The organism is Pseudomonas sp. PSB18 (assembly GCF_014596565.1).
Taxonomy (GTDB): Bacteria; Pseudomonadota; Gammaproteobacteria; order Pseudomonadales; family Pseudomonadaceae; genus Aquipseudomonas.
This window is the reverse complement of record NZ_NOIN01000001.1, coordinates 527,016-547,860: the sequence shown is the minus strand read 5'-3', so window position 1 is coordinate 547,860 and position 20,845 is coordinate 527,016. Positions and strand designations below refer to the sequence as shown.

Sequence of the window (20,845 nt, the reverse complement as noted above, 5' to 3'; positions counted from 1 at the left end):
CCAACGACTAGAGCGAGAGAACATTTATGAGCTTGAATCCTAGAGACGTCGTGATTGTCGACTTCGGTCGTACGCCGATGGGCCGCTCCAAGGGCGGCATGCACCGCAACACCCGTGCCGAGGACATGTCGGCGCACCTGATCAGCAAACTGCTGGAACGCAACGTCAAGGTCGACCCGAACGAAGTCGAGGACGTGATCTGGGGCTGCGTGAACCAGACCCTGGAGCAGGGCTGGAACATCGCCCGCATGGCCTCGCTGATGACCCAGATCCCTCACACCGCCGCCGGTCAGACCGTCAGCCGCCTGTGCGGTTCGTCCATGAGCGCGCTGCACACTGCTGCCCAGGCGATCATGACCGGTAACGGTGACGTGTTCGTCGTCGGCGGTGTCGAGCACATGGGCCATGTGAGCATGATGCACGGCGTCGATCCGAACCCGCACATGTCGCTGTACGCGGCAAAAGCCTCGGGCATGATGGGCCTGACCGCGGAAATGCTTGGCAAAATGCACGGCATCACCCGCGAACAGCAGGACGCCTTCGGCGTGCGTTCCCACCAACTCGCCCACAAGGCGACCGTGGAAGGCAAGTTCAAGGATGAGATCATCCCGATGCAGGGTTACGACGAGAACGGTTTCCTGAAACTGTTCGACTACGACGAAACCATTCGTCCGGAAACCACCCTCGAAAGCCTGGCAACCCTCAAGCCTGCCTTCAACCCCAAGGGCGGCACCGTGACAGCCGGTACTTCGTCGCAGATCACCGATGGCGCCTCGTGCATGATCGTGATGTCGGCCCAGCGCGCCCAGGACCTGGGCATCCAGCCGATGGCGGTGATCCGTTCGATGGCCGTGGCGGGTGTGGACCCGGCGATCATGGGCTATGGTCCAGTACCGGCGACGCAGAAAGCCTTGAAGCGTGCGGGCCTGAGCATTGCCGATATCGACTTCTTCGAGCTCAACGAAGCGTTCGCCGCACAGGCCCTGCCCGTGCTGAAAGATCTGAAAGTGCTCGACAAGATGAACGAGAAGGTTAACCTGCACGGCGGCGCGATCGCCCTGGGTCACCCGTTCGGTTGCTCCGGTGCACGTATCTCCGGCACGTTGCTGAACGTCATGAAACAGAACGGCGGCACTTTTGGCGTGTCCACCATGTGCATTGGCCTCGGCCAGGGCATCGCCACTGTCTTCGAACGCGTCTAAGCGTTGCGTTGATGGAAGCCGGGGCCAAGTGCCCCGGTTTTTGTTTTTGCGGGTTTAGTAAAAAAATTTGTTTTTATTTTGAAAAGATTTCAGCGAGGACCGAAGCATGCCGATACAACCTGGGCTCTACCAGCATTACAAAGGTCCGCAGTACCGCGTATTCAGCATTGCGCGGCATTCCGAGACCGAGGAAGAAGTGGTCTTCTATCAAGCCCTGTATGGTGATTACGGCTTTTGGGTGCGTCCCTTGAGCATGTTCCAGGAGTCCGTCGAGGTTGACGGCGAACAAGTGCCGCGCTTTGCTTTGGTGCAGGCCGAAGAGAGCATTTTTCCCAAGCCTTGAGGCCAACTTGCGGGCAACCCTGCGCTTGACCTCACCTTGCAGCCACTATATATAGCGGTGCCGCGTCAGGCGCCAACCGCCTTTCACTTTTTAGAATTCAGGAATTTTCCGATCCATGGGCAAATCGCTGGTCATTGTGGAATCCCCGGCTAAGGCCAAGACCATCAACAAGTATCTGGGCAACCAATACGTGGTGAAGTCGAGTATCGGCCATATCCGAGACCTGCCCACCAGCGGTTCGGCTAGCGCCAGCAAGGAGCCAGCCGCCAAGCGCGGCAAGGCGGCTGCTGGTGAAGCGCCGGCGCTGTCGCCAAAGGAAAAGGCGCGCAAGCAGCTGGTCTCGCGCATGGGGGTCGATCCGGAACACGGCTGGAAAGCCAAGTACGAGATCCTCCCGGGCAAGGAAAAGGTCATCGAGGAGCTGCGTCGGCTCGCCAAGGATGCCGACACCATCTATCTCGCGACGGACTTGGACCGCGAAGGGGAAGCCATTGCCTGGCACCTGCGCGAAGCCATCGGTGGCGATGACAGCCGCTACAAGCGTGTGGTGTTCAACGAAATCACCAAGAAGGCCATCCAGGAAGCGTTCTCCGAACCGGGTGAGCTGGACATCGATCGGGTCAATGCCCAACAGGCGCGTCGCTTCCTCGACCGCGTGGTGGGCTACATGGTCTCGCCCTTGCTGTGGGCCAAGATCGCCCGTGGCTTGTCCGCGGGACGGGTGCAGTCGGTGGCGGTGAAGCTGGTGGTGGAGCGCGAGCGGGAGATCCGTGCGTTCATCCCTGAAGAGTACTGGGAAGTCCACGCGGACCTGGGCACGGCCAAAGGCGCCAACGTGCGCTTCGAAGTGGCCCGGGAAAAAGGCGAAGCCTTCAAGCCGCTGAACGAAGCCCAGGCCATGGCCGCCCTGGAGAAGCTCAAGGCTTCCACCTACAGCATCGTCAAGCGTGAAGACAAGCCGACCAGCAGCAAGCCATCGGCACCGTTCATCACGTCCACACTGCAGCAGGCCGCGAGCAACCGCCTGGGCTTCGGTGTGAAGAAAACCATGATGATGGCCCAGCGTCTGTATGAAGCCGGCTACATCACCTATATGCGTACCGACTCGACCAACCTTTCGGCCGATGCCGTGGCGATGGCGCGTACTTATATAGAAAGCGAGTTCGGCAAGAAGTACCTGCCGGACACGCCGAACGTCTACAGCAGCAAGGAAGGCGCACAAGAGGCTCACGAAGCGATTCGTCCGTCTGATGCCAACACCGAGCCAAGCAAGCTGTCGGGCATGGAGCGCGATGCCGAGCGTCTCTACGAGCTGATCTGGCGCCAGTTCCTGGCTTGCCAGATGCTGCCGGCACAGTACCTGTCCACCACCGTCAGCGTCGGTGCCGGAGACTTCGAGCTGCGCGCCAAGGGCCGCATCCTGAAGTTCGACGGTTATACCCGCGTCATGCCGCAGATTACCAAGCCTGGGGACGACGACGTCTTGCCGGACATGGCCCAGGGCGACGTGATGAAGCTGATCAAGCTAGATCCGACCCAGCATTTCACCAAGCCGCCGGCCCGTTACTCGGAAGCCAGCCTGGTCAAGGAAATGGAAAAACGCGGTATCGGTCGTCCTTCGACCTACGCAGCGATCATTTCGACCATCCAGGACCGCGGCTACGTGGCGCTGCACAACCGTCGCTTCTATTCGGAAAAGATGGGCGACATCGTTACCGAGCGGTTGTCTGAAAGCTTCTCGAACCTGATGGACTACGGCTTCACCGCGGGCATGGAAGAGCATCTCGACGATGTAGCCCAAGGTGAGCGGGACTGGAAGAACGTCCTCGACGAGTTCTACGGCGACTTCAAGAAGAAACTCGAAGTGGCTGAAAGCCCCGACAGCGGTATGCGGGCCAACCAGCCGGTGATGACCGACATTCCGTGCCTGACTTGCGGTCGGCCGATGCAGATCCGCACGGCGTCCACCGGCGTCTTCCTGGGTTGCTCGGGCTACAGCCTGCCGCCCAAGGAGCGCTGCAAGGCGACGGTCAACCTGGTGCCGGGCGATGAAATCGCTGCGGACGACGAGGGTGAGTCCGAATCCCTTGTGCTGCGTGGCAAGCATCGCTGCCCGATCTGTAGCACGGCGATGGATGCCTATCTGCTGGACGAAAAGCGCAAGCTGCACATCTGCGGTAACAACCCGGATTGCGCGGGCTACGAGATCGAAGAGGGCACCTATCGCATCAAGGGCTACGAAGGACCAAGCCTGGAATGCGACAAGTGTGGTAGCGAAATGCAGCTCAAGACCGGCCGCTTCGGCAAGTTCTTCGGCTGCACCAACCCGACCTGCAAGAACACTCGCAAGCTGCTCAGGAGCGGTGACGCCGCGCCGCCGAAGATGGACCCGGTGAAGATGCCTGAGCTCAAGTGCGAGAAGGTCAACGACACCTACATCCTGCGCGATGGTGCGTCCGGCCTGTTCCTGGCGGCCAGCCAGTTCCCGAAAAACCGCGAGACCCGCGCACCCTTGGTGATGGAGCTCTTGCCGCACAAGGACGAGATCGATCCGAAGTACCATTTCCTCTGCGAAGCACCGCAGAAGGATCCGGACGGACGCCCGGCGGTGATTCGCTACAGCCGCAAGACCAAGGAGCAGTACGTGCAGACCGAAGTCGACGGTAAGCCTACGGGTTGGAAGGCGTACTACGACGGCGGTAAATGGACGGTGGAAGACAAGCGCTGATTGGTGGAGGCAGGGGCTTTCCCGGTGCCGATCAGTCAAGCAAATAACTGTGGGAGCGAGCCTGCTCGCGATAGCGGTGAATCAGGCAACATTGATGCTGATTGTTGCACCGCTATCGCGAGCAGGCTCGCTCCCACAGGGTATCGCTTGATCCTTTGACTGTATTTGGCTTGCAGTGGTCTTGGTTGATCCACGACACTGTCGCCCTTGCGTGAAGCTTTCATGTCGTTGGGAGAATGCCGTTATGGCCCACGAGCTCTATACCCGCACCAACCAGAAAATCTACTTCGCCGGCCTGTCGCTCGAAGCGCTCGCCAGGACCGAGGATGGACGCGCGATGAACTCCCCGGCGCTGCTCCAGGCCGGACGCGAGTCGGCTCTGTTTCACCTGTACGGGGCGTTACTGGGCTTGTGCCATGAGATTGCCGGGTTCTATCGACTGCCCCTGGCGAACGCCCCACGGGCCGAGATGTTGTTGACCTGGGAGGTGTTGCAGGACATTGCCATTCCGGAATTGGCCGAAATGATCGAGCTGGCTCAAAACCCGGAAACCTGGCTGGCCAAGCTGCTGGCAGCTCATGCGGCGCTGTTCCAGCCGCCACGGGCTCCTCGCAAGCCCAAGGGCGACGTGACCCAGCCGCTGATCGTAGCGGTCAATCTGGATGAAGAAGAGCCGGAGCAAGAACTCAGCCGGGAAGAGCTGGAGAGCTGGCGGCAGAACCTCAAGAGCCTGGCGTTGCGTTTCCGTGAAGGGTTGAACGAGTGCTGAGTTTTCTTTCAGCCTAAGACCCTCATTGATAACGCTTGGTCAAGATCCCGAGCGAAGCCTGGCCGATGACTATATAATCCTCGCCTTTCGTGGAGAACAGACTTTTATGCCAACGTCCTTTCTAGAAATTGTCGAACTTCCTGATGGCCGTATCGAGCTGCGCAGGGCTGAGGACGAGGGTTCCCTGGTGACTCTGAGCTTCTCCGAAGATGCCAAGGCATTCCTGCAAGGCCAACACGTCGAAGTCGCTAAGGCGATGCTGAGCGTGGGTGTCCAGATGGCAGGGCGCCTGGTTGAAGGCGAATTCAACAACAAGGAAGACGAGGGGCCGCGGGTTCTACACTGATCCCGTCTGTCGGTTTCTTGGAAGTAGTGTTGCCGCCCGGCTTCTCTGTCCTGGAGAAGCCCCTGTGTTTGTCTTAGCCCAGTCGAATGTTCAGACTCTGTGCGTCCCCGGTGCGAGCGGCGCTGATCAACTGTTGTCGAGCCGTTGAACTCAACGGGTTGAGCCAGCTGACCACCGTATGGCTGCGACCCAGGCGCAAGGCTTCGCAAGTCAACTGTTGAGCGCTTTGGGTGCCCCGTGGTTGCAGCAGCAGGATTCGTTCGCGATTAAGACCTGCGTCCCGCAACCAGGCCTGTGTGACACTGGCCGGAGGTGCGATCAGCGTCAACCAGCGGGCTTCCTGGTCCTGGCTCAGTTCCCGCAGGATCGGTGCCAGCAGATTCAGGCAGTTCCCGGCTGCACCACGCAGTGACAGTTCACTGAAGGCCTCGGGCTCGACGCCCCAAGGCGCCTCGATCACATCTTTCAGAACTGGAGCCAGCGGCTGGGCCATGAAGGCCTCGAACAACGGGAGTTGCGTGTGCTGTGGTGTGTGAGGGAACTGCATAAAGCCTCCTTTAGCGGCGAATGACGCCGACACTCAAGCCTTCGATGACCAGATCCTGTTCTTGCAGATCCACCTCGATGGGTGCGAACTCAGGGTTCTCGGCAATCAGCCAGACCTTGCTGCCATCGCGCTTGAAGCGCTTGACGGTGACTTCGTCGCCGATGCGCGCCACCACGATCTGGCCGTTGCGGGCTTCGCGAGTGGTGTGTACCGCCAGCAGGTCGCCGTCGAAGATGCCGATGTCCTTCATGCTCATGCCGTGTACCCGAAGGAGATAATCGGCCCGCGGATGAAAGAAGGCAGGGTTGATGTTGCAGGACTCCTCGACATGCTGCTGGGCGAGGATCGGAGCACCCGCCGCCACACGACCAATGATCGGCAGGGTGGATTCGTCGGCCTTGGCTTCGAAGCCGGGAATGCGAATGCCGCGGGATGCGCCCGGGGTCATTTCAATCGCGCCCTTGCGGGCCAGTGCCTTGAGGTGTTCTTCAGCCGCGTTTGGCGACTTGAAACCCAGTTCCTGAGCGATTTCCGCGCGGGTCGGCGGATAGCCGTTGTCCTCGAGGCAGCGCTTGATGAAGGCCAGAATCTCTGCTTGGCGTGGCGTCAGCTTTAGCATATTGATCGCTCTGTCTTTTTATACAGTGACTGGGATTATATACAGTGAGCGGCGCTTGGCAATCCTCCTTTTTTCGCGGGCCGCTGGACGGTCGGTCGGGCGGTTGCAGCCACTTGGGCAACAGCCCGCAAAGGTGTGGTTAAATAGCTGACCGGGCGTTCGCAAAACGTCCCGCCAGGCTTGACAACCCCAAGGTCGAAACGTATGTTTCAAACAAGTGTTTGTCAGGCGGAGTAACCATGGCCCAGTCGGAAACCGTTGAACGCATTCTCGATGCTGCGGAACAGCTGTTCGCGGAGAAAGGTTTCGCTGAAACCTCGTTGCGCCTGATCACCAGCAAGGCCGGGGTCAACCTGGCGGCAGTGAACTATCACTTCGGTTCGAAAAAGGCTCTGATCCAAGCGGTGTTCTCGCGATTCCTCGGGCCTTTCTGCCTCAGCCTCGACCGTGAGCTGGAGCGTCGCCAGGCCAAGCCCGACGTCAAGCCTACCCTGGAAGAACTGCTGGAAATGCTGGTGGAGCAAGCGCTCGCCGTGCAGCCGCGCAGCGGTAACGATCTGTCCATTTTCATGCGCCTGTTGGGCCTGGCATTCAGCCAGAGCCAGGGTCACCTGCGGCGCTATCTGGAAGACATGTACGGCAAGGTGTTCCGCCGTTATATGCTCCTGGTCAACGAGGCTGCGCCCCGGATTCCGCCGATCGAACTGTTCTGGCGCGTGCACTTCATGCTCGGCGCCGCGGCGTTCAGCATGTCCGGCATCAAGGCCCTGAGGGCGATCGCCGAAACCGACTTTGGGGTGAATACTTCCATCGAGCAGGTGATGCGCCTGATGGTGCCTTTCCTGGCAGCCGGCATGCGTGCCGAAAGCGGTGTCACCGATGACGCCATGGCAGCCGCTCAGCTGCGTCCGCGTAACAAATCCACGCCGGCCCTCGCCAAGGCCTGAACGGGTGGGCGCGGCTGCCCACATCCGCTAAGCTAGCCGCCCATGCCGACTCTCGTTTCGAATCCGTTTCAAATGTCATTGCACGACCGCACTGCCGGGCCTGGCGCCTGGCAGTGCGGTCGTGGCTGCATTGGCATGCGGGTTCATCGTTACTAAGGAAATGCTATGACTGCTGGCCTGCAAGGCTCGTTGATGGTGGACGTCGCCGGTACCTGGCTGACGGCCGAAGATCGCCACCTGTTGCGTCAGCCGGAAGTGGGTGGCCTGATCATTTTCGCTCGCAATATCGAGCATCCACGTCAGGTGCGGGAACTGAGCGCGTCGATCCGCGCCGTTCGCCCTGACCTGTTGCTGGCGGTCGATCAGGAAGGCGGACGCGTTCAGCGTCTACGCCAGGGGTTTGTGCGGTTGCCGGCAATGCGGGCGATTGCCGACAACCCGAATGCCGAATACCTGGCCGAGCAGTGCGGTTGGATCATGGCGACCGAAGTGCTGGCGGTGGGTCTCGATCTGAGCTTTGCCCCGGTGCTGGACCTCGATTATCAGCGCAGCGCGGTGGTTGGCAGCCGTGCCTTTGAAGGCGATCCGGAGCGCGTCGCGTTGTTGGCGGGGGCATTCATTCGCGGCATGCGAGCGGCCGGCATGGCTGCGACGGGCAAGCATTTTCCTGGTCATGGCTGGGCCGAAGCCGACTCCCACGTGGCGATTCCCAACGATGAGCGCAGCCTCGAGCAGATCCGAGCCAATGACCTGGTGCCCTTTGCCCGATTGAGCAAGCAACTGGCCGCGGTGATGCCAGCCCACGTGATCTATCCCCAGGTCGATGCCAACCCGGCAGGTTTTTCCCGGCGCTGGCTGCAGGACATCCTGCGTGGCGAACTGCAATTCGATGGCGTGATTTTCAGTGATGACCTGTCGATGGCTGGCGCCCATGTGGTCGGCGATGCGGCCAGTCGTATCGAGGCCGCGTTGTCGGCCGGTTGCGACATGGGCCTGGTGTGCAACGACCGCGCCGCCGCGGAGCTGGCCTTGAGCGCCGCCCAGCGCCTGAAGGTCAAGCCATCGGCGCGGATCGCACGCATGCGCGGCCAGGCCTTCGCCACCACCGAATACCGCCAGGATCCACGCTGGCTGACGGCGATCGGCGCGCTGAAAGCCGCCCAATTGATTGATTAAGGACGTTTTGTCATGACCGTTTACGCAATTATCGGTGGCACAGGCCTGACCCAGCTCGAAGGCCTGACCATTCGCCGGTCCCTGGCGGTGGATACGCCTTATGGCGCTCCGTCGGCCGAAGTCCAGATTGGCGACTACGCCGGGCGCGAAGTGTTGTTCCTGGCTCGCCATGGCCATCCCCATCGGTTGCCGCCCCATCAGGTGAACTATCGCGCCAATCTCTGGGCCCTGAAGCAGGCCGGCGCTGAGGCGATCCTGGCGGTCAATGCCGTGGGCGGGATCCATGCGGCGATGGGCACCGGACACTTCTGCGTGCCTCATCAGTTGATCGACTACACCAGCGGTCGCGAACACACCTATTTCGCCGATGATCTGGAAGCCGTTACCCACATCGATTTCAGCTACCCCTACAGTGAGTCGCTGCGCCAGCAACTGATCGCCGCCCTGACCGCGGAAGGCTGCAGCTACAGCAGCCATGGCGTATACGCCTGCACCCAGGGGCCGCGCCTGGAAACCGTGGCCGAAATCGCCCGCCTGGAACGTGACGGTTGCGACATCGTCGGCATGACCGGCATGCCGGAGGCAGCGCTGGCTCGCGAATTGGAGCTGGACTATGCGTGCCTGGCCCTGGTGGTAAACCCGGCGGCGGGCAAGTCCACGGCGGTGATCACCATGGCGGAGATCGAGCAGGCGTTGCATGACGGGATGGGGAAAGTGAAAGCGACCCTGGCGCGTGTATTGATGTAACGCTATCGCGAGCAGGCTCGCTCCCACACTGGAATGCTGGTGTACTCGCTATGACGGTACGACGCGGAACCTGTGGGAGCGAGCCTGCTCGCGATGGCGCCGGCCCCTTCAACATCACAGGTAACTGAGGCACCGCTTTCGCCTCCAAAGGACCTCAGCGCTTCTCCAGTTTATCCGGCAACGGCGCGAACAGCGCCTCGATGTCGTCGCTCTGCAACTTCCAGTCGCCGGCCACGCGGCCGTCGAGGACGCCGGCGGCGAGGTCGGATTTTTCCTTTTGCAATAGCTGGATTTTTTCTTCCACGGTGCCCCGGGCAATCAGCTTGTAGACGAACACTGGCTTCTCCTGGCCGATGCGATAAGCCCGGTCGGTCGCCTGGTTTTCCGTTGCGGGGTTCCACCACGGGTCGTAGTGGATCACCGTGTCGGCTTCAGTCAGGTTCAGGCCTACGCCACCCGCCTTGAGGCTGATCAGGAAAATCTGGCGCTTGCCGCTCTGGAACTCTTTGACGGGCGTGCGTCGGTCCCGGGTCTGGCCGGTCAGGATGGCGTAGTCCACACCGCGTTTTTTCAGCTCGTCTTCGATGAGCGCCAACATGGACGTGAACTGGGAAAACAGCAGCACCCGCCGACCTTCTTCGAACAGTTCGCCCAGCATTTCCATCAGGCTGTCGAGCTTGCCCGAGGTGCTGCCGCGAGCGGGTGGGGCGGCGTCGCTGATCAGTCGCAGGTCACAACACACCTGACGCAGCTTGAGCAGCGCTTCGAGAATGATGATCTGGCTGCGGGCGACGCCCTTGCGGGTGATTTCGTCGCGCACCTTCTTGTCCATGGCCAGGCGCATGGTTTCGTAGACGTCCCGCTGGGCATCGCTGAGTTCGACCCAGTGGACGATCTCGGTCTTGGGTGGCAATTCCGTCGCGACCTGCTCTTTGGTTCTGCGCAGCAGGAAAGGTTTTACCCGGCCATTGAGGTGTTGCAGCCTGATGTCGCTGCCGCGCTTTTCGATGGGCACGCGGTAATCGCGATTGAAACTCTTCACGTCCCCGAGCCAACCGGGCAGTAGAAAGTGAAACAGTGACCACAGCTCGCCCAGGTGATTTTCCAGGGGTGTGCCGGACAGGCACAGCCGCTGCCGGGCATCGAGCTCACGGGCGGCCTGGGCGGCCTTGCTGGTGGGGTTCTTGATGTATTGGGCTTCATCGAGGATCAGCACATGCAGTGGCTGCGTTTTCAGGCGTTCGACATCCTTGGGCAGCAAGGCATAGGTGGTGAGCACCAGGTCGTAATCGGCCAGCCGTTCGAAGTGCTTCTTGCGCCCGGCGCCATACAGGGCCAGCACCTTCAGTTGCGGCGTGAAGTGGGCGGCCTCGTCGAGCCAGTTGGGAATCAGGCTGGTGGGCATCACCACCATGCAGGGACGGTCGAGGCGGCCGGCGTTTTTTTCGCTGAGAATGTGCGCCAGGGTCTGCAGGGTTTTGCCCAGGCCCATGTCGTCCGCGAGGATGCCACCGACTTCCAGTTGCCGCAGCGACTGCATCCAGCTCAAGCCTTCGAGTTGATAAGGCCGCAGCGTCGCGTTCAGGCCCTCCGGCACGGTGGCGGTGTAGTCCTTGATGTCCCGCAAGCGTTGGGCCAGGCCACGAATATGTTCGCCACCCTCCCAGCGCAGTGGCATGTCTTGCAGGGGATTGAGGCGCAGGGCATCCGCGCTGTTCAGGCGCAGCTTGGTGGTGCCGGGTTCGTTCAGGTAAAACTCGCCCAGGGTTGCCAGCACCGGTTTCAGCCGACCGTAGGGCAGGGCCACTTGTTGCGGGCCGAATTCCGAATTCGGGCGGTTCGGCAAGTTGACCAGGATCAGTTCGTCATCGCGACGCCTCGCCAGGCGTTCCGGGTTGAACAGTTCGATGTGCGAGCGCATCAGGTTCAGCAGGATCGGCAACAGGCTCAATCGCTCGCCGTTGACGATGATCCCCAGTTCCAGGTCAAACCAGTCCCGCTCCGGTGTTTCCTCGACGGTGGCGTACCAGTCGTCCACGGCGGTCAGGTCGAAGCCGAAATCTTCATCGATCTGCAGCTCCCAGCCCTGGCTGCGCAGTTTCGGCAGATCATTGAGGGTGAAGGTCAGCCAGGCGCTGTCGTTGACCATCTCGTACAGTTCGCCGGCACTTTCCGGCAGGGCCTTGCTTTGTCGGGTCGCGATCTTGAAGCCGAGGATTCGTAACTGCTCGCGGTAGGATTGCTCCACATCGGTGTGGCGTTTTATCCGTAGCGTTTGTGTTTCCTGGCGAATCAATACATCAGTGTTGCGTTGGCCGCTGACGTACTCGTCCAGGTAGCTGAAGGACAGGGCGGCGCGGTGTTGGATGTAACGCTGCATCTTGCCGTTACGTGGCTCGAATGCGCTGAACTCGATGCTTGCCAGCCACAGGCGCGGCATCGGTTGAACATTGTCCACCAGCACCTGCGGCGGAGCCTTGGGGCTGCGGTTGTCCAGCACTGCCTGGAGTTTCTCCAGCAAATGGGCGTCTTTCTCGGCAGCCGGATAGGCCAGGGTTTCCTGGACTTGCAACAACACCGCTGCGCAGTGCTTGCAGTTGATGCGCACCGGACAGGAGCACGCGGCTTCGAGCAGAATCAGCGTGCCCTTGGCTGATTCCTTAAGGCGAATGGTCTGACGATAAACACTGCCGCCAGAGCCTTCGCAACTGGCGGTGATGGTGCTTTCTCCGGTCTCGACGATCCTGACGCGGTTTTCCAGTGCGTAGCGGCGCCCACGCTCCAGGCTCTGTTCCTTGAATCGATTGACCCAGGAAGGTGCCAGGGGTTTGCTCAGGGGCGAGGGCATAGGCGCGCCGATCAGTCCGGAATGACGTCAGGTGCCTGCCGTGGAGCGGGCGCGGTCAACGAGGTGATCTTGATCAGCAGGGCCAGTTGGCCGTTGTCCAGATAGTTGAGTTGGCCGTTCTTGGTGTGGCTGTTCTGCTTCAGGCGTTCACTCGCGGTGACCAGGCCATTGGCATCGATCCGGTTGATCCAGAAGTCGGCATCCACGTCGGTGAAGCGTCCCAGTTTCAGCCCCAGGGTGCCTTCGATGGGGAACTGGCCGAACTGTTCGGTGCCGTCGCTGATGGCGATTTTGCTGCCCTGTTCGCCGATGTTCTGCTGCCAGGCCTTGTGCATCAATACGGTGTATTGGCCGCTGGCGTTGAGTTTCTCCACGATGCCCCTCAGCGCCGGGGTGCGCTGGCTGTCGGCGGGCAGGCGTTGCGCACCGGCGTCCCAGTCTTCCGGAGCGGCACGACTGATAATCACCGGTTCGGCATTCTGGCGCAGCAGAATCATTTCGACCTGATACAGGTCGTCGGCAAACGCCAGGGGAGCGACCAGGGTCAGCAGCAAGGTCAGTGAGCGAAACAGGCGCATGGGGCGTCCTTCAAGCAGTGGTCGGGGTGAGGCGCTCGAACAGCGCTTCTACGGTATTGAAACGTTCTTCCGGGCGCTCCATGGGCACCATGAACTTGAACATCGTGGCGCCTTCGAACTTGTAGCGCTTGGGCTGGCTCTGGATCAGCTTGATCAGTACCAGCGGATCGACCGGGGTCTGGGCCTCGAACTCGATCCGACCGCCATTGGGGCCGCCATCGACTTTCTTGATGCCCAGTTGTTCGGCCTGGAGCTTGAGCAGCGTCGTGCGCACCAGGTTCTTGGTCGGTTCCGGCAGCAGGCCGAAGCGGTCGATCATCTCCACTTGCAGGTCCTTGAGTTCTTCCTCGTTGGTGGCCGAGGCAATGCGCTTGTAGAGAATCAGTCGCGCATGGACATCCGGCAGGTAATCCTCCGGGATCAGCGCCGGCACCCGCAGGTTGATTTCCGGCCCGCCGCCCAAGGGCTGGTCGAGGTTCGGCTGTTCGCCCTTGCGGATCGACTTGACCGCCCGCTCCAGCATTTCCATGTACAGGGTGAAGCCGACGGCCTGGATCTGGCCGCTCTGGCCGTCTCCCAGCAGTTCACCGGCACCGCGGATTTCCAGGTCGTTGGTGGCGAGCACGAAACCGGCCCCCAGGTCCTGGGTATTGGCGATGGCCTCCAGGCGTTTTTCCGCGTCGGGAGTGATCTGCTGGCGCGGCGGTGTCAGCAGGTAGGCGTAGGCCTGGTGGTGACTGCGTCCGACCCGGCCGCGCAACTGGTGCAACTGGGCCAGGCCGAACTTGTCGGCCCGCTCGATGATGATGGTATTGGCGCTCGGCACGTCGATGCCGGTCTCGATGATGGTCGAGGCGATCAGCACGTTGAAGCGCTTGTGGTAGAAGTCGCTCATCACCTGTTCGAGTTCACGTTCGCGCATCTGCCCGTGGCCGATGCCGATCCGTGCTTCCGGCACCAGCTCGGCCAGGTCGGCGGCGCACTTCTCGATGGTCTTCACGTCGTTGTGCAGGTAATAGACCTGACCACCGCGCAGCAGCTCGCGCAACAGCGCTTCCTTGACCGTGCTCTTGTTCTGCTCCATGACGAAGGTGCGCACCGACAGGCGACGGGCCGGCGGCGTGGCGATGATCGACAGGTCGCGCATGCCCGACACCGCCATGTTCAGCGTGCGCGGAATCGGCGTGGCGGTCAGGGTCAGGATGTCGACCTCGCTGCGCAGGGCCTTGAGCTGTTCTTTCTGACGGACACCGAAGCGGTGTTCTTCGTCGATGATCACCAGCCCGAGGTTCTTGATCTTCACGTCGTCCTGCAGCAGCTTGTGCGTGCCGATGACGATGTCGATCTTGCCCTCGGCCAGGTCGGCCACGGCGGCGTTCACTTCCTTGGCGGACTTGAAGCGGCTCATCACTTCCACGGTGACCGGCCAATCGGCGAAGCGGTCGCGGAAGCTGTTGTAGTGTTGTTGGGCGAGCAGGGTGGTCGGCACCAGGATGGCGACCTGCTTGCCGCTGTGCACGGCAATGAACGCGGCGCGCATCGCCACTTCTGTCTTGCCGAAGCCGACATCGCCGCACACCAGCCGGTCCATCGGCTTGGGCGCGAGCATGTCGGCGCGCACGGCTTCGATGGTGGTCTGCTGGTCGACGGTTTCCTCGAACGGGAAACCGGCACTGAAGGTTTCGTAGTCGGCTTTCGGGTCGGCGAAGGCATAACCCTCGCGCGCGGCGCGGCGGGCGTAGATGTCCAGCAGTTCGGCGGCCACGTCGCGCACTTGTTCGGCGGCCTTGCGCTTGGCCTTCTGCCAGGTTTCCGAGCCCAGGCGATGCAGCGGGGCCAGGGCGTCGTCGCTGCCGGTGTAGCGTGCGATCAGGTGCAGGTTCGCCACCGGCACGTAGAGCTTGGCACCTTCGGCGTATTCCAGGGTGAGGAACTCGGCCGCCTGGTTGTCGATTTCCAGTGTCGCCAGGCCCAGGTAGCGGCCCACACCGTGGTCGATGTGCACCACCGGCGCGCCTTCGCGCAGCTCGGTGAGATTCTTGATGACCGCGTCGTTGGCGGCATCGGCGCGTTTCTCGCGACGACGGCGTTGCATGACGCGCTGGCCGAACAACGGGCTTTCGGCCACCAGCGCCACCGCCGGATCGTCGAGCACCAGGCCTTCGTCCAGCGGTGCGATGGTGATCGCCAGGCGATCCTTGCTCGCGACGAAGTCCGGCCAGCTATCGATCGTTTTCGGCCGCAACTTCAGGCGCTCGAGCAGCTCCAGCAGCACTTCGCGCCGCCCGGCGGATTCGGCGGTAAACAGCACGCGGCCAGGAAACTCGTCGAGAAAACCGGCCAAAGCCGCCAACGGCTGCGTGGCCTTGGCTTCGATCGCCAGGTCCGGCAGGGCCTTGGCGGGGAAGCGTTCACGGCCGACGCCGGGCTCCACGTCCTGTTGGCTTGCCACCACCCGCGGCCAGTTCTTGAGACGGGCAAAGCAGTCTTCCACCGGCAGGAACAACTCTGCGGGCGGCAATAAAGGACGGGACGGGTCGACGCGACGCTCTTCGTAGCGATTGCGCACGTCGTTCCAGAAGTTTTCCGCGGCCTGTTCGATGCCGGGCAACGAGAACACCTGGGTGTCCTGGGGCAGGTAATCGAACAGGGTGGAAGTTTCTTCGAAGAACAGTGGCAGGTAATACTCGATGCCGGCGGGGGTGATCCCGCTGCTGAGGTCCTGGAAGATCGGGCAGCGACGGAAATCCACGTCGAAGCGCTCGCGAAACCGCGCCTTGAAGCGGGTCACGGCGTCTTTCTGCAGCGGGAATTCCTTGGCGGGCAGCAGGCGAACCGACTGGACCTTGTCGATGGAGCGCTGGTTTTCCGGGTCGAAGGTACGCAGGGTCTCGATTTCGTCATCGAACAGGTCGATGCGATAAGGCAGCTTGCTGCCCATCGGGAACAGGTCGATCAAGGCGCCACGCACCGCGAACTCGCCGTGTTCGTACACCGTGTCGACGCAACGGTAGCCGCTGGCTTCCAGTCGGGTGCGCATCTGCTCCACATCCAGCTTCTGGCCAATATCCAACACCAGGCTGCTGCCGAGCAGGAACCGGGTCGGGGCCAGGCGATGTAGGGCCGTGGTGATGGGCACTACCAAAACGCCATGACTGAGCTCCGGCAACCGATAAAGGCTGGCGATTCGCTGGGAAATGATGTCCTGGTGCGGCGAGAACAGATCGTAGGGCAGGGTTTCCCAGTCCGGAAAATGCAGAACCGGCAGATCCGGGGCGAAGAAACCCAGCTCCTGCTCCAGCCGCTCGGCGCTCTGGCTGTCGGCGGTCAGCAGCAGGGTAAAGCGCTTTGCAGCGCTGGCGGCCTCGGCAATGGCCAGGCTCAGGGCGGCACCGGGCAGATTGCCCCAGTGTTGTTTACCTGCCGTGGCAGGGAGAAGCGGAAGACGCAGAACGGGCACGGAAGGTTGAGCTCCAAGCGTTGCGACAAAGTCGACAATTGTAGCGGGGTAAAGGGGCGGCTGTCAGTCGCAGACTACCCGGGCAGAGGGGAAAACCACGGCGCGACAGGCGCGCATTGCTCCGGCGTGGACTCGGCGGCATAATGTAGCCCCTTTTTTCAGCCCCTACATGTGGAAGGTTCCCGTGACTCAGAAGCCCGACCAGTGTCTTGGTGAATGGATTGATCGTGAAGCACTCGCCGAAGCGATGATCCCTCTCATCGGTCAGCTCTACCGCAATAACAACGTGGTGAGCTCGATCTATGGCCGCAGCCTGATCAACCAGTCTGTCATCGCGATTCTCAAGGCTCACCGCTTTGCTCGCCACCGTTCTTCCGACGACAGCGAACTCTCCGTCCACGAAACATTCCCTCTGCTCAAAGCCATGAGCGAGCTCAAGCTCGGTGCGGCTTCGGTGGACCTGGGCAAGTTGGCGTTCAAATTCCGCAACGAAGGCAATGGCCGTAGCGCCGAGCAGTTCGTGCGTGAAGAGATGGCTGATGTGGTTGGCCAGCAGAACGTTTCGGCTCGCAAAGGCACTGACGTGGTCCTGTACGGCTTCGGTCGTATCGGTCGTCTGCTGGCGCGCATCCTGATCGAGAAAACCGGTGGTGGCGACGGCCTGCGCCTGCGGGCCATCGTGGTGCGCAAGGGCGCCGAGAACGACCTGACCAAGCGTGCCAGCCTGCTGCGCCGTGACTCGGTCCATGGTTCGTTCAACGGCACCATCACCATCGACGAAGAAAACAACACCATCACCGCCAACGGCAACCTTATCCAGGTGATCTACGCGAAGAACCCGACCGAGGTGGACTACACCCAGTACGGGATCAAGGATGCGTTGCTGGTGGACAACACCGGTGTATGGCGTGACGCCGACGGCCTGGGCCAGCACCTGGCCTGCCCGGGTGTCGATCGCGTTGTCCTGACCGCGCCTGGCAAGGGCAAGCTGAAGAACATCGTTCACGGCATCAACCATGGCGACATCACCGCGGACGACAAGATCGTCTCCGCCGCCTCTTGCACCACCAACGCCATCGTGCCGGTGCTCAAGGCAGTGAACGACAAGTTCGGCATCGTCAACGGTCACGTCGAAACAGTTCACTCGTACACCAACGACCAGAACCTGATCGACAACTTCCACAAAGGCGACCGTCGTGGCCGCAGTGCCGCGCTGAACATGGTCATCACCGAGACCGGCGCCGCCACCGCTGCCGCCAAGGCCCTGCCTGAGCTGGCCGGCAAACTGACCGGTAACGCGATCCGCGTTCCGACGCCAAACGTGTCGATGGCCATTCTCAACCTGAACCTTGAGAAAGCCGCCACCCGTGAAGAGATGAACGAGTACCTGCGCTACATGGCGCTGCACTCCGATCTGCATAAGCAGATCGACTTCGTCAATTCCCAGGAAGTGGTGTCCACCGACTTCGTGGGTTCGCGCCACGCCGGTGTCGTGGATGCTGAAGCAACCATCAGCCAAGACAACCGCGTTGTTCTGTACGTCTGGTACGACAACGAGTTCGGTTACAGCTGCCAGGTGGTCCGCGTGATGGAAGACATGGCCGGTGTGAACCCGCCAGCGTTCCCACGCTAAGCGTTAGCCGTCCATAAAAAAACGCCCCGACTTGTCGGGGCGTTTTTTTGTCTGTTGTTTTTAGGGTGCCTGAACTGGCCTCTTCGTCGGATCGCCGCCCGGAGCAAGCTCGCTCCCACATGTTGGTCGCATACATTCTGTGGGAGCGAGCCTGCTCGCGATAGCGATTGGTCAGGCGCCGCTAACGGCTGAAGCCTGCGCAGTCCGCAGTTGATGACGATTGCCCTTGAACAGCACCAGGGTAGCAATCAGCCCCAGCACCGCCGCACCACTGAGCCATATCCCCGGCGCCGCCTTGTTGCCCAGTACATGGATCAGATAAGTACAGGCCGCCGGTGTGAATCCGCCGAAGGTCGCGGTCGCCAGGCTATAGGCCAGGGAGAACCCGGTGGTGCGCACTTCCACCGGCATGATTTCCGTCAAGGCCACCACCATGGCGCCGTTGTAGGATCCATACAGGAACGACAACCACAGCTCGACGATCAGCAGATGGCTGAAGCTGGGGTTCGCCACCAGCCAGGACAGCGCCGGATAGGCCGTCAGGATGGCCAGGATGGTCGCGGCGAGCAGCAGGGGTTTGCGTCCGACCCTGTCGGAAAATGCCCCCATCACTGGTAACCAGAAGAAATTCGACAGGCCTATGCACACGGTGACCAGCAACGCGTCCAAGTCCGACAGGTTCAACTCGGATTTGCCGAAGGTCGGCGTATAGGCGGTGATCAGGTAGAACGACACCGTGGTCATCACCACCAGCGCCATGCCGGCCAAGACGATGCCAAAATTCTGACCGATGGAACGGATGATTTCCGACAGGGTAGGGCGGTGTTTTCTCGCCTGGAATTCAGGTGTTTCCTCCAAGGAGCGACGGATCACGAAGATCGCCGGTACGATCATGCAACCCACCAGGAACGGCACGCGCCAGCCCCAATCACCCATTTCCTGCGGGCTCAACCAATGATTGAGGCCAACCCCCAGGAGCCCGGCGAACACCACGGCAGCCTGTTGGCTGGCGGATTGCCAACTGACAAAGAAGCCCTTGCGCCCGGGTGTGGAGATTTCCGCCAGGTACACCGACACTCCACCGAGCTCGACCCCCGCGGAGAAACCTTGCAGCAACCGCCCCAGCAGCACCAGCAACGGTGCTACCACGCCCAGGGTGGCGTAGCCCGGTACGCAGGCGATCAGTAAGGTGCCGGCAGCCATCATCGCCAGGGTGATGATCAGGCCTTTGCGGCGACCATGGCGGTCGATGTAGGCGCCGAGAAAGATCGCCCCCAGCGGGCGCATCAGGAACCCGGCGCCGAAGGTGGCCAGGGACAGCATCAGCGAGGCGAAAGCACTGTCGGTGGGGAAGAACGTCTTGGCGATGGCCGTGGCGTAGAAGCCATAGACCATGAAGTCGAACATCTCCAGGAAGTTGCCGCTGACAACGCGAAAAATCGCCTTGCCGTTGCTCGTATTGGAAGACATGTGTAGGTACTCACTCTGGTAAATCTTGTTGGAAACGCAGTACCTGTGGGGCGAGCCTGTGGGAGCAGAGCTTGCTCGCGATGAACGATGACGCGGTCTTGCCAGTGGACCGTGTCGTTTGCGTCGCGAGCAAGCTTTGCTCCCACAGGCCAGGCCCCGCAGGTGGTTGCATCTGGACTGGCGGACACTGAAGCCCATAATGGCCGTCGCGGTTTTGAGGGGAGATGAAGATTTGTTAACTGGACGATGGGCAATGCTTGTGATGCTGGCCGGCGTACTGTCCGGCTGCGGCAACGGCGATACCCTGGAGCGTTTCGACGGCCCGACCATGGGCAGTCATTATTCCATCCAGTACGTCAGGCATGCGGCCACGCCTGGCCCGACAGCGGTGCAGGCCGAGGTGGAAAATATCCTTGCCGACGTGGATCGGCAGTTTTCCACTTATCGCAGCGACTCGGACATCGAGCGTTTCAATGCGCTGCCGGCCAACAGTTGCCAGGTCATGCCCGCCCCGGTGTTGGAGTTGATTGGCGTGGGGGAGCAGTTGTCCTCGCAAAGTGGTGGCGCTTTTGACCTGACGGTGGAACCGCTGCTGAACCTGTGGGGCTTCGGCCCCCAGTCCCGGGAGGAAAAAGTTCCAGGCGCCGAGGCCCTGGCCCAGGTGCGCCAGCGCGTCGGCCATGCTCACTTGCGTATCGAGGGCGACCGGCTGTGCAAGGATGCCCCGGTGGAAGTCGATTTCAACAGCATTGCCGCCGGTTATGCCGTCGACCGGATCGCCGCGAGGCTCCAGGCTCTGGGCATCGACAGTTACCTGGCCGAAGCCACCGGTGAGCTCAAGGCGCTCGGGCGCAAACCTGACGGTTCGGCGTGGCGCGTCGCCCTGGAGGCGCCTCGGGATGACCAGCAAGTGGCCGAGCGTGTCATCGAGGTCAATGGCTACGGCGTTTCAACTTCCGGCGACTACCGCCGATACTTCGAGCAGGACGGCACGCGCTATTCCCACACCATCGATGCGCGCACCGGTGCACCGGTCCTGCACAACCTGGCGTCAGTCACGGTGATTCATCCTTCGGCGTTGATGGCCGATGGACTGTCGACGCTGTTGCTGATTCTCGGGCCTGAGCAGGGTTGGGACTATGCCGAGAAACATGACATTGGGGTATTTTTCGTGCTGCGGGACAAAGATCGTTTTGTCATCCGTACCAATGATGCGTTTGAACGGGTCAGTGGCGGGAAAACCCAATGATGACAGCTTGGCGAAAGGCTACCTGTGGCGAAATAGCGCAGGCAAAACTAGCCTACGACGCGACCAAGGGGTAATGTGCGCGGCGTTGACGCTTCGATAGACTGCGGCCGGGCGCGTGAACCGGCCCAAAATTGTTCCTTCATGCCGCAACCCGGCGTGATTTAGCCGTCGGTGCCATATCGG

General features: G+C 61.3%; 16 protein-coding genes. 10 read left to right on the top strand and 6 right to left on the bottom strand.

Features of this window, described 5'->3' with window-relative positions; all coding sequences use genetic code 11:
* Nucleotides 1-26 precede the first annotated feature (26 nt).
* The 5 genes from fadA to CGA22_RS02405 all read left to right on the top strand — a co-directional run bounded on the left by fadA (nucleotide 27) and on the right by CGA22_RS02405 (nucleotide 5,388).
* Nucleotides 27-1,202 carry an acetyl-CoA C-acyltransferase FadA gene (fadA, locus tag CGA22_RS02425; protein ID WP_041020098.1) on the top strand — a complete coding sequence of 392 codons (1,176 nt, stop codon included), beginning with the start codon at nucleotides 27-29 and terminating at the stop codon, nucleotides 1,200-1,202.
* Nucleotides 1,203-1,308: 106 nt separating this feature from the next.
* Complete coding sequence (locus CGA22_RS02420; protein ID WP_041020099.1) at nucleotides 1,309-1,545, top strand: DUF1653 domain-containing protein; 237 nt, start codon at nucleotides 1,309-1,311, stop codon at nucleotides 1,543-1,545.
* 115 nt (nucleotides 1,546-1,660) lie between these two features.
* Nucleotides 1,661-4,273, top strand: a complete 2,613-nt coding sequence (gene topA / locus CGA22_RS02415; RefSeq protein WP_041020100.1) for a type I DNA topoisomerase — start codon at nucleotides 1,661-1,663, stop codon at nucleotides 4,271-4,273.
* 244 nt (nucleotides 4,274-4,517) lie between these two features.
* The gene (locus tag CGA22_RS02410) at nucleotides 4,518-5,042 is read left to right on the top strand and encodes a DUF6586 family protein (RefSeq protein WP_041022013.1); all 525 of its coding nucleotides are present in this window, start codon (nucleotides 4,518-4,520) and stop codon (nucleotides 5,040-5,042) included.
* A 106-nt stretch (nucleotides 5,043-5,148) separates the two neighbouring features.
* On the top strand, nucleotides 5,149-5,388 hold the full coding sequence (locus CGA22_RS02405; RefSeq protein WP_041022021.1) for a hypothetical protein: 240 nt from the start codon (nucleotides 5,149-5,151) through the stop codon (nucleotides 5,386-5,388).
* 73 nt (nucleotides 5,389-5,461) lie between these two features.
* On the opposite strand, the gene sulA is transcribed toward CGA22_RS02405, so the two are convergent.
* Complete coding sequence (gene sulA, locus CGA22_RS02400) at nucleotides 5,462-5,935, bottom strand: SOS-induced cell division inhibitor SulA (protein ID WP_041022014.1); 474 nt, start codon at nucleotides 5,933-5,935, stop codon at nucleotides 5,462-5,464.
* Nucleotides 5,936-5,945: 10 nt separating this feature from the next.
* Complete coding sequence (lexA, locus tag CGA22_RS02395; RefSeq protein ID WP_041022015.1) at nucleotides 5,946-6,554, bottom strand: transcriptional repressor LexA; 609 nt, start codon at nucleotides 6,552-6,554, stop codon at nucleotides 5,946-5,948.
* A 239-nt stretch (nucleotides 6,555-6,793) separates the two neighbouring features.
* Here lexA and CGA22_RS02390 point away from each other — a divergent pair, with 239 nt between their 5' ends.
* The 3 genes from CGA22_RS02390 (at nucleotide 6,794) to CGA22_RS02380 (ending at nucleotide 9,424) form a co-directional block, all read left to right on the top strand.
* Entirely contained in the window at nucleotides 6,794-7,501 is a 708-nt protein-coding gene (locus tag CGA22_RS02390; RefSeq protein WP_041022016.1) for a TetR/AcrR family transcriptional regulator, read from the top strand.
* A gap of 177 nt (nucleotides 7,502-7,678) precedes the next feature.
* Nucleotides 7,679-8,677 (top strand): beta-N-acetylhexosaminidase, encoded by a 999-nt coding sequence (nagZ, locus tag CGA22_RS02385; protein WP_173668667.1) that lies wholly within the window; start codon nucleotides 7,679-7,681, stop codon nucleotides 8,675-8,677.
* 12 nt (nucleotides 8,678-8,689) lie between these two features.
* Nucleotides 8,690-9,424 (top strand): S-methyl-5'-thioinosine phosphorylase, encoded by a 735-nt coding sequence (locus CGA22_RS02380; protein WP_041022018.1) that lies wholly within the window; start codon nucleotides 8,690-8,692, stop codon nucleotides 9,422-9,424.
* Between the two features lie 154 nt (nucleotides 9,425-9,578).
* Here the strand turns inward: CGA22_RS02380 and CGA22_RS02375 are convergent, their stop codons facing one another.
* Genes CGA22_RS02375 through mfd form a run of 3 tightly spaced genes read right to left on the bottom strand, consistent with a single transcriptional unit; the run spans nucleotide 9,579 to nucleotide 16,310 of the window.
* Nucleotides 9,579-12,272 carry a DEAD/DEAH box helicase gene (locus CGA22_RS02375; protein ID WP_041022019.1) on the bottom strand — a complete coding sequence of 898 codons (2,694 nt, stop codon included), beginning with the start codon at nucleotides 12,270-12,272 and terminating at the stop codon, nucleotides 9,579-9,581.
* Between the two features lie 11 nt (nucleotides 12,273-12,283).
* Nucleotides 12,284-12,850 (bottom strand): CsiV family protein, encoded by a 567-nt coding sequence (locus CGA22_RS02370; RefSeq protein ID WP_041022020.1) that lies wholly within the window; start codon nucleotides 12,848-12,850, stop codon nucleotides 12,284-12,286.
* A gap of 10 nt (nucleotides 12,851-12,860) precedes the next feature.
* The gene (gene mfd / locus CGA22_RS02365) at nucleotides 12,861-16,310 is read right to left on the bottom strand and encodes a transcription-repair coupling factor (RefSeq protein ID WP_188258468.1); all 3,450 of its coding nucleotides are present in this window, start codon (nucleotides 16,308-16,310) and stop codon (nucleotides 12,861-12,863) included.
* Between the two features lie 169 nt (nucleotides 16,311-16,479).
* On the opposite strand from mfd, the gene CGA22_RS02360 reads away from it, so the two are divergent.
* Nucleotides 16,480-17,943, top strand: coding sequence for a glyceraldehyde-3-phosphate dehydrogenase (locus CGA22_RS02360; protein ID WP_041020650.1), 1,464 nt, complete (start codon nucleotides 16,480-16,482; stop codon nucleotides 17,941-17,943).
* 171 nt (nucleotides 17,944-18,114) lie between these two features.
* On the opposite strand, the gene CGA22_RS02355 is transcribed toward CGA22_RS02360, so the two are convergent.
* On the bottom strand, nucleotides 18,115-19,413 hold the full coding sequence (locus CGA22_RS02355; RefSeq protein ID WP_041020651.1) for an MFS transporter: 1,299 nt from the start codon (nucleotides 19,411-19,413) through the stop codon (nucleotides 18,115-18,117).
* Between the two features lie 262 nt (nucleotides 19,414-19,675).
* On the opposite strand from CGA22_RS02355, the gene CGA22_RS02350 reads away from it, so the two are divergent.
* Nucleotides 19,676-20,662, top strand: a complete 987-nt coding sequence (locus CGA22_RS02350; protein ID WP_041020658.1) for an FAD:protein FMN transferase — start codon at nucleotides 19,676-19,678, stop codon at nucleotides 20,660-20,662.
* Nucleotides 20,663-20,845: the final 183 nt, after the last annotated feature.